This window comes from candidate division TA06 bacterium, from assembly GCA_016208585.1.
Lineage (GTDB): Bacteria > Edwardsbacteria > AC1 > AC1 > EtOH8 > UBA5202.
On the sequence record JACQXR010000007.1, the window covers coordinates 1 to 7,614 of the forward strand.

Sequence of the window (7,614 nt, forward strand, 5' to 3'; positions counted from 1 at the left end):
GTTCGTAGAATGGGACATCGAAAAAGAATGGCTCCGGATATACTCCGAGTATAAAAGGGTCATTACATTAATATCCGAAATAAAGTTCACCCTCAATATATAGGCATCGGGGGGTGTACGGTTTCATACCAAAGCCAACCGATAAGCATTTATGACGATATTACGGAGGGAAAGAATATGCGCCTGGACAAACTTACCATTAAATCCCAGGAGGCTCTGGAAGCCGCTTCGCAGCTGGCCGCCCAGGCCAATCAGCAGGAGATAGCGCCGGAGCATCTTCTGGCCGCCCTGCTGGACCAGCCGGAGGGGGTGGCCGTTCCTTGGCTCCAGAAAATGGGGGCCAACCCGGCCCGGCTCAAGGACCAAACGGAAGCGGAGATCAAAAACCTCCCCCAGGTCTACGGCGGCACGGGACAGCCCTATCTTTCCAACGCTCTGAATAAAATATTGCAAAAGGCTCTGGCCGAATCCGAGCGGATGAAGGACGAATATGTTTCCGGGGAACACTTGCTGTTGGCTTTGACCGAGGAACCCGGCAAGGTTTCGCAGCTCCTGAAGAATTCCGGAGTAAACCGGAACCATCTGCTGAAGGCCCTGGTGGAGGTGCGGGGCAGCCAAAGGGTGACCGACCAGGATCCCGAGGGGAAATACCAGGCCCTGGCCAAATACAGCCGGGACCTGACCGAACTTGCCCGCCAGGGCAAACTGGATCCGGTGATCGGCCGGGACGATGAGATCCGCCGGGTGATCCAGGTGCTTTCCCGCCGCACCAAGAACAACCCGGTGCTGATCGGCGAGCCGGGGGTGGGCAAGACGGCCATCGCCGAGGGCCTGGCCCAGCGGATAAATTCCGGCGACGTGCCCGAGACCTTAAAGAACAAGAAGGTGGTGTCGCTGGACCTGGGGGCCTTGATTGCCGGGGCCAAATTCCGGGGCGAGTTCGAAGAACGCTTAAAGGCGGTACTCAAGGAGATCGAGGCCGCGGCCGGAACGGTGATCCTGTTCATCGACGAGCTGCACACTTTGGTGGGAGCGGGCAAGGCCGAGGGAGCCATGGACGCCAGCAACATGCTTAAACCCGCTTTAGCCCGGGGCGAACTGCGGATGGTGGGCGCCACCACCCTTGACGAATACCGCAAGAACATCGAGAAGGACCCGGCGTTGGAGCGCAGACTGGCCCCGGTGATGGTGCGGGAACCCTCGGTGGAGGACACCATCGCCATCTTAAGGGGTTTAAAGGAGCGCTACGAGCTGCACCACAAGGTGCGGATCAAGGACTCAGCCCTGGTGGCCGCGGCTGCGCTTTCCCAGCGCTACATCTCCGACCGCTTCCTGCCGGACAAGGCGGTAGACCTGATAGACGAGGCCTCTTCGCGCCTGCGGATAGAGATCGACAGCCTGCCCACCGAGATCGACCAGGTAGACCGGAGGATCATGCAGACCGAGATCGAGCGCACCGCTTTAAAGAAGGACCACGACCCGGCTTCCAAAGAACGCCTGGCCAAATTAGACGCCGAGCTGGCCGAGCTGAAAGAGAAATCCTCCACCATGAAGGCCCACTGGCAGAACGAGAAGGCCATCATCAAGAAGATCTCCGATATCAAACAGCGGGCGGAGAATTCCAAGATCGAGGAGCAGCAGGCCGAGAGGAAAGGCGACTACAACAAGGTGGCCGAGCTGCGTTACGGTACCTTGGCTGCGCTTCAGAAGGATCTGGAGCATGAGAACAAGCACCTGGCCGAGATCCAAAAATCCCAGAAATTCCTGAAGGAGGAAGTGGACGACGAGGACATCGCCGAGGTAGTGGCCAAGTGGACGGGCATTCCTGTTTCTAAGATGCTGGAGGGCGAGACCGCCAAATTAGTCAAGATCGAAGAACGTTTAAGGGAGCGGGTGATCGGCCAGGACGAGGCCTTAAAATCCATCGGCAACGCGGTCAGGCGGTCCAGGGCCGGGCTGTCCGACCCCAACAAGCCGATAGGCTCCTTCATCTTTTTGGGGCCCACCGGGGTGGGTAAGACCGAACTGGCCCGGGCCCTGGCCGAATTCCTGTTCGCCGACGAGCGGGCCATGGTGCGGATCGACATGTCGGAGTACATGGAGAAGCACACTGTTTCCCGTTTGCTGGGCGCGCCGCCGGGCTACGTGGGCTACGACGAGGGCGGCCAGCTAACCGAGGCGGTGCGCCGCCGGCCCTACTGCCTGATACTGTTCGACGAGATCGAAAAGGCCCACCACGACGTGTTTAACGTCTTATTACAAGTACTAGACGACGGCCGGCTGACCGACGGCCAGGGCCGGACGGTGGATTTCAAAAACACGGTGATCATCATGACCTCCAACATCGGCTCCCAGTGGATCAGCGAGCTGGGGGACGACGAGGACAAGATGAGGGAAAAGGTGATGGAGGCCATGCGCCAGCATTTCAGGCCGGAGTTTTTGAACCGGGTGGACGAGACCATCATCTTCCACCGGTTGGACAAGGCGCAGATCACGGCCATAGTGGACATCCAGCTTAAGCACCTGTACCAAAGGCTGGCAGACCGGAAGATAAAGCTGGAAGTGACCGAGAAGGCCAAGGAACTTTTGGCCAACGAGGGCTATGACCCCTCCTTCGGGGCCCGGCCGCTGAAAAGGACCATTCAGAGATTGCTGCAGGACCCGCTGTCCATGAGGATATTGGAGGGAGAGTTCAAGGACGGAGATATGGTGAAGGCGGAGGTTAAGAAGGGGGAGATAGTTTTTGCTAAATCCTGATATGAGAGCACCAAACAAACTGCAACTAATAGGCCCAAGCTTTAAAGCCTGGGCTTATTAAATACCGGTAAATATTCGAGCCTTGGATTTGTTATGGCCTTTAAAATATTGGCCTTGATCTTGGGGTTCTGTTTTTTCAGTTTTTTAATCAATTCCTTGATAAAATCCCTTTTGGAATCGTGACTGCCGGGGTAGGCAAACTTGGGAAGCCGGACGAAACGCTCCAAGGCATATCTGTCTGTCTGCTCCTTCCATACCAAAGCCAGCGGCCTGATGGTGGTCAGTTTTTCCTTCAGGACCGTCTGCTTGGCCGACATGCTGGAAAAACGCCCCTGGTAGAACATGTTGAGCAGGGCGGTCTCCACCAGGTCGTCGGCGTTGTGCCCCAGGGCGATCTTGTTGCCGCCCTCCCGTTCGGCCAAGTCGAACAGCGCCTTGCGCCGGGCCATGGCGCAGTTGAAGCAGTCCTTAAAAACATTGTCCCTTAAAACAGTCTGCGAGACCGCAAGCTCCAGTCCGCAAGCCTTGGCGTGCTTGGCCAACAGCGCTGCGGGGAATATCTCCTTTCCACCGTAACTGCCCGGAACATGACCCGCCACAAAGAACAGCTTCAGTTTCCGGCCGATCTTTCCGTTTATCCCGGCCAGCATGTCCAGCATCACCAGGCTGTCGCCGCCGCCGGAGACGGCGACCAGTATCCGGTCGCCGGTTTCCAGCAGGCCCTAACCTCGAACCGCCTTGATGACCCGGGGGTATATCGCTTTCCAAGTGGCAGGGTGTTTGTTGGTGGTCGTCACATGTCATGCCGTATAAAAATTAAAAAAGGCGCAGTTTGAACTGCGCCTTTTTGGGGTCTGTTTACAGTACGTCGGAAAAACCTTCCAGCCGTTTGCTGCGGGAGGGATGGCGCAATTTTCTCAAAGCCTTGACCTCTATCTGCCGCACCCGCTCCCGGGTCACGTTGAACATGGTGCCCACTTCCTCCAAAGTGCGGGGGCAGCCGTCATTCAGGCCGAAGCGCAGCCGGACGATGTGCTCCTCGCGCTTGGTTAAAGTGGAAAGGACCTTTTCAATCTGGTCGCGGAGCATCAAAAAGTTGGCGGTGCGGGCCGGGGATTTGGCCGAGACGTCCTCGATGAAATCTCCGAACACCGCGTCCTCGTCGTCGCCGATGGGCTTGTCCAAACTAATAGGCTCCTGGGCCACCTTGATGATGGCCCGGACCTTCTCAAACGGCATTTCCATGTGCTCGGCGATTTCTTCGCTGGTGGGCTCGCGGCCATAGTCCTGCACTAATTTGCGCGAGGCCTTGGAGACCTTGTTGATGGCCTCGATCATGTGCACCGGCACCCGGATGGTGCGGGCCTGGTCGGCGATGGCCCGGGTGATGGCCTGGCGGATCCACCAGGTGGCATAGGTGGAGAACTTGTAGCCCTTGCGGTAATCGAATTTTTCCACCGCCCGCATCAGCCCGGAATTGCCTTCCTGGATCAGGTCCAAAAACTCCAGCCCCCGGTTGATGTAGCGCTTGGCGGTGGAGATCACCAGCCGGACGTTGGATTCCACCATTTCTTTTTTGGCTCCGTCCCGGGCCTTTTGCTTATGGCGGATGTTCAGGGAAAGCTCCATCGCCAGCCGGGGGTCCATTTTGAACTCATGGCCGATCCGGTCCATCTCCTTGGCGGCCAGGTCGTATTCTTCCTTGAAGGCGGCCAGTTTTTCCTTGTTGATCTTCAGTTTGGCCTTGATCTCGGGCTTGGTTTTTTTCCCGGACTTAAAAACCAAAAGCGCCGCCCGCATCTCCTCATAGCTTAAGCCCGATTGATGGAGGGCCCGGTCCTGGATGTGCTTCTGTTTTTTCATCTGGTGGTCGGCCTGGTGGATCTTCTTGACCATGCCGATCAGCAGGTCGGGGTTGAGCCTTAAGGCCAGCAGGCTGACGGCTATCTTCTTCCGGTGCTGAACGACCTTGGGCATGGCCTTTTCCTGGTTTTTCAGGGTCAGCAGGTATTCGATCTGCTTGTATTCCTTCTGAATCCGTTTTAACAACTGGATGATCTTCTGGCGCTCCCGGTTGGAGGAGTAATTGGGCATCCAGCCGTCGATGTCGGTCTGGACCAGTTCTTCCATAGCCAGCTCGTGCTTCTGGAACTTTTTGGCCAGGTGCATGAAATCCCGCATGTTGAAAGGGGCGGTAAAGGCCAGGTTCAGGATGTCGTACTGGCATTCCTCGATTTTCTTGGCGATCTCGATCTCCCGTTCCCGGTCCAACAGGGGGATCTTGCCTATTTCGTGGAGGTACATCCGCACCGGGTCGTCGTAGTGGATGCCGACCGACGTTTCCCCTTCGTCCTCCTTGGACTTGGTTTTGTCCCGCAGTTCCTTGATCTGCTTATATTCCTCTTCGGAGTTCACCACCTCCACCCCGCTCTGGGCCAGCATCAGGATGAAGTTCTCCATGTCCTGGGCCGAAACCACCTCCACCGGCAGCATTTCGCTAAGCTTGGCATAGGTGATAAAGCCCGCGGCTTTTCCAAAGCCGATGATCTGCTTGATCTTCTTCTTGACGTACTTATCGTCCATGAACCCTCCTTGGCTTTCAGGATTTTGGGCCCGGATTATGTCCGCAGAAATATTCTAATAATCGCTTTTTGCCACCAAGCGGTGCACTGAGCCTGCCGAAGTGACACCAAGACAAATTCCGATTTCCCATTTCCAATTTTTTGACAATAATTAATCGACCCATGATGAATTTGTCAAATTTTGGTAAACCTTTTATTATATCACAAAATCAGTCGTTTTTTGCCAGCATAAATTTGCCGCAATTCCTGATACTGGGCCAGCAGTTGGGCTACTTGTTGCTGGTCTCCGGCCTTTTCCGAAACCTTGATTTTCTCCTGCAGTTCCTTCAACCGGGGCTTGAGTTTCATTTCTTTAAGTTTTTTAATATAATCCCGCAATACGGTGCGGTCCTTGTCCGCGTCGTCCAGAGTGTCTTCGCCCTGCCGGGAACGGGCCAGGATCATAGCCAGGCTCTGCTGCTGTTCAGGATCCTTGAACTGCTCCAGCAGTCCGGCCGGGTCTATCAACCCCCGTTCCTGATACATCTGATCCATTTTCTGCAGCAGGGCTGAAAGCCAGTCCGAGGCCAGTTCTCCCTCCTTAAGCTGGGGCCAGAATTGTTTCAAAAACTGGGGTCGTTTCACCAAAAGGACGAAGAGCTCGTGCTCCCAGTCGGTTTTGGGCAATTCATTTCCCGGAGCCGCCGCCTGCTTTGGCGACAGGCCCTGTTTTTTGCGCACCAGGTCCCAGACCAGCGATTCGTCCACTCTGCAGAGGTCCGAGGTTTCCTTGGCATAGTGCGCCCGGGACACTGTGTCCTCGACCTTGACCATCAGCCCGGCCAGATCGTTGACCAGGCGGCTCTTCTCCGAAATCTGGGAAAGGTCGCGCTGCATGCTGGCCCGCATCACCATAAACTCCACGAAGGTGATCGCATTTTTGATCAAGGCCCCAAACTCTTCGGCCCCGCGCTCGCGCAAGAACGCGTCGGGGTCCAGATTGGGGGGCAGCAGGGCGGCCTTGACGTCCAGGCCCGCTTCCAGCAAGGGTTCGATTGCTCTTTCGGTGGCGGCCTGGCCGGGGTTGTCGGGGTCGTAGCAAACCACCACCCGGCGGGCATAACGCGACAACAGCCGGGCCTGGTCAGGGGTCAAAGCCGTTCCGGCGGTGGCCAAAATATTCTTGAACCCGGCTTGGAAGGGGACGATCAGGTCAAAGTTGCCTTCCACCAGAATGGCAAAGCCGACGTCGCCGATGGCCGACTTGGTCTGGCTGAAGCCGTAAAAGCCGCGTCCCTTGTGGTAGATCGGGGTTTCGGGCGAATTTAGATATTTGGCCTGGGGGTTCTGTTCCAAACTGCGCCCGCCGAAACCGATCACCCGACCGCCCAGAGAAAAGAAGGGGAATATGATCCGGTGGCGGAAGCGGTCGTAAAAGCCGGGGCCGGTTTCCCGGGCCACCACCAGGCCGGCCTCCTGTAACAGCGGCAGGGACAGGCCGGAGCGGCCGGCGGCCTTGAGAAGTGAGTCCCATTCATTGGGAGCGTAGCCCAGCCGGAAAAGTTCTATAGTCTCCTTGGTAATGCCCCGCTTATCCAGATAATCCCGGGCGGCGCGGTTTTTGGGATCGGCCAGGTTGTCGGAAAAAAAGCGGGCGGCCAGCTCGTTGGCCTGGTACAGCAAGTCGTGCTGGCCTCCCTTGAAGTCGGCCCGGGCTTCGGGGATCTTGATGCCGGCCTTTTGGGCCAAAGTGCGCACCGCCTCCACGAACGAGACCTTGTCGTACTCCATCAAAAAAGTATAGACGTTGCCGCCCTTGCCGCAGCCGAAGCAGTGCCAGATCTGCTTTTGAGGGTTGACGTTGAACGAAGGGGTCTTTTCCTGGTGGAAGGGGCAGAGGGTTTTGTAGGTGGCGCCCATCTTCTTCAACGGCAGGTACTGGCCCACGATGTCCACCACATCGCTGGCCTGGCGGATCTCGTCTATTATATGTTCGGGGATGGGCATCTGACGGCTAAATACGAAATTCTAATTTCGAAATCCTAAACAAATACTAATAGCTAATATCAAAGCCTTATACTGTTTAGAGATTTGTTGTTTTGAAATTTGCCATGGTTTAGGATTTAGGGTTTAGAGCTTGGTGCTTAGGGTTATATATAACCTCAAAAATGCGCAATATTATCAAAGAAAAGCTTCAAAATAGTTGTAATTACAGCTAATTTCGCATATAATGACTTTTCGCTATAACCGTCCAAAATGGACGGTTATAGCGCAGGACATTTTGTTCAAGTTTTGA

The 7,614-nt window shown here is 55.9% G+C and carries 4 protein-coding genes; 1 reads left to right on the top strand and 3 read right to left on the bottom strand.

Annotation, left to right across the window (positions count from 1 at the left end; all coding sequences use genetic code 11):
* Positions 1-177 precede the first annotated feature (177 nt).
* A complete protein-coding gene (gene clpB, locus HY768_00610; GenBank protein MBI4725724.1) occupies positions 178-2,757 on the top strand; it encodes an ATP-dependent chaperone ClpB in 2,580 nt (859 codons plus the stop codon).
* Positions 2,758-2,798: 41 nt separating this feature from the next.
* On the opposite strand, the gene HY768_00615 is transcribed toward clpB, so the two are convergent.
* From HY768_00615 to HY768_00625, 3 genes are all read right to left on the bottom strand, one after another.
* Positions 2,799-3,419, bottom strand: a complete 621-nt coding sequence (locus HY768_00615) for a hypothetical protein (GenBank protein ID MBI4725725.1) — start codon at positions 3,417-3,419, stop codon at positions 2,799-2,801.
* A 196-nt stretch (positions 3,420-3,615) separates the two neighbouring features.
* On the bottom strand, positions 3,616-5,340 hold the full coding sequence (gene rpoD, locus HY768_00620) for an RNA polymerase sigma factor RpoD (protein ID MBI4725726.1): 1,725 nt from the start codon (positions 5,338-5,340) through the stop codon (positions 3,616-3,618).
* 200 nt (positions 5,341-5,540) lie between these two features.
* Positions 5,541-7,325, bottom strand: a complete 1,785-nt coding sequence (locus HY768_00625) for a DNA primase (protein MBI4725727.1) — start codon at positions 7,323-7,325, stop codon at positions 5,541-5,543.
* Positions 7,326-7,614 lie beyond the last annotated feature (289 nt).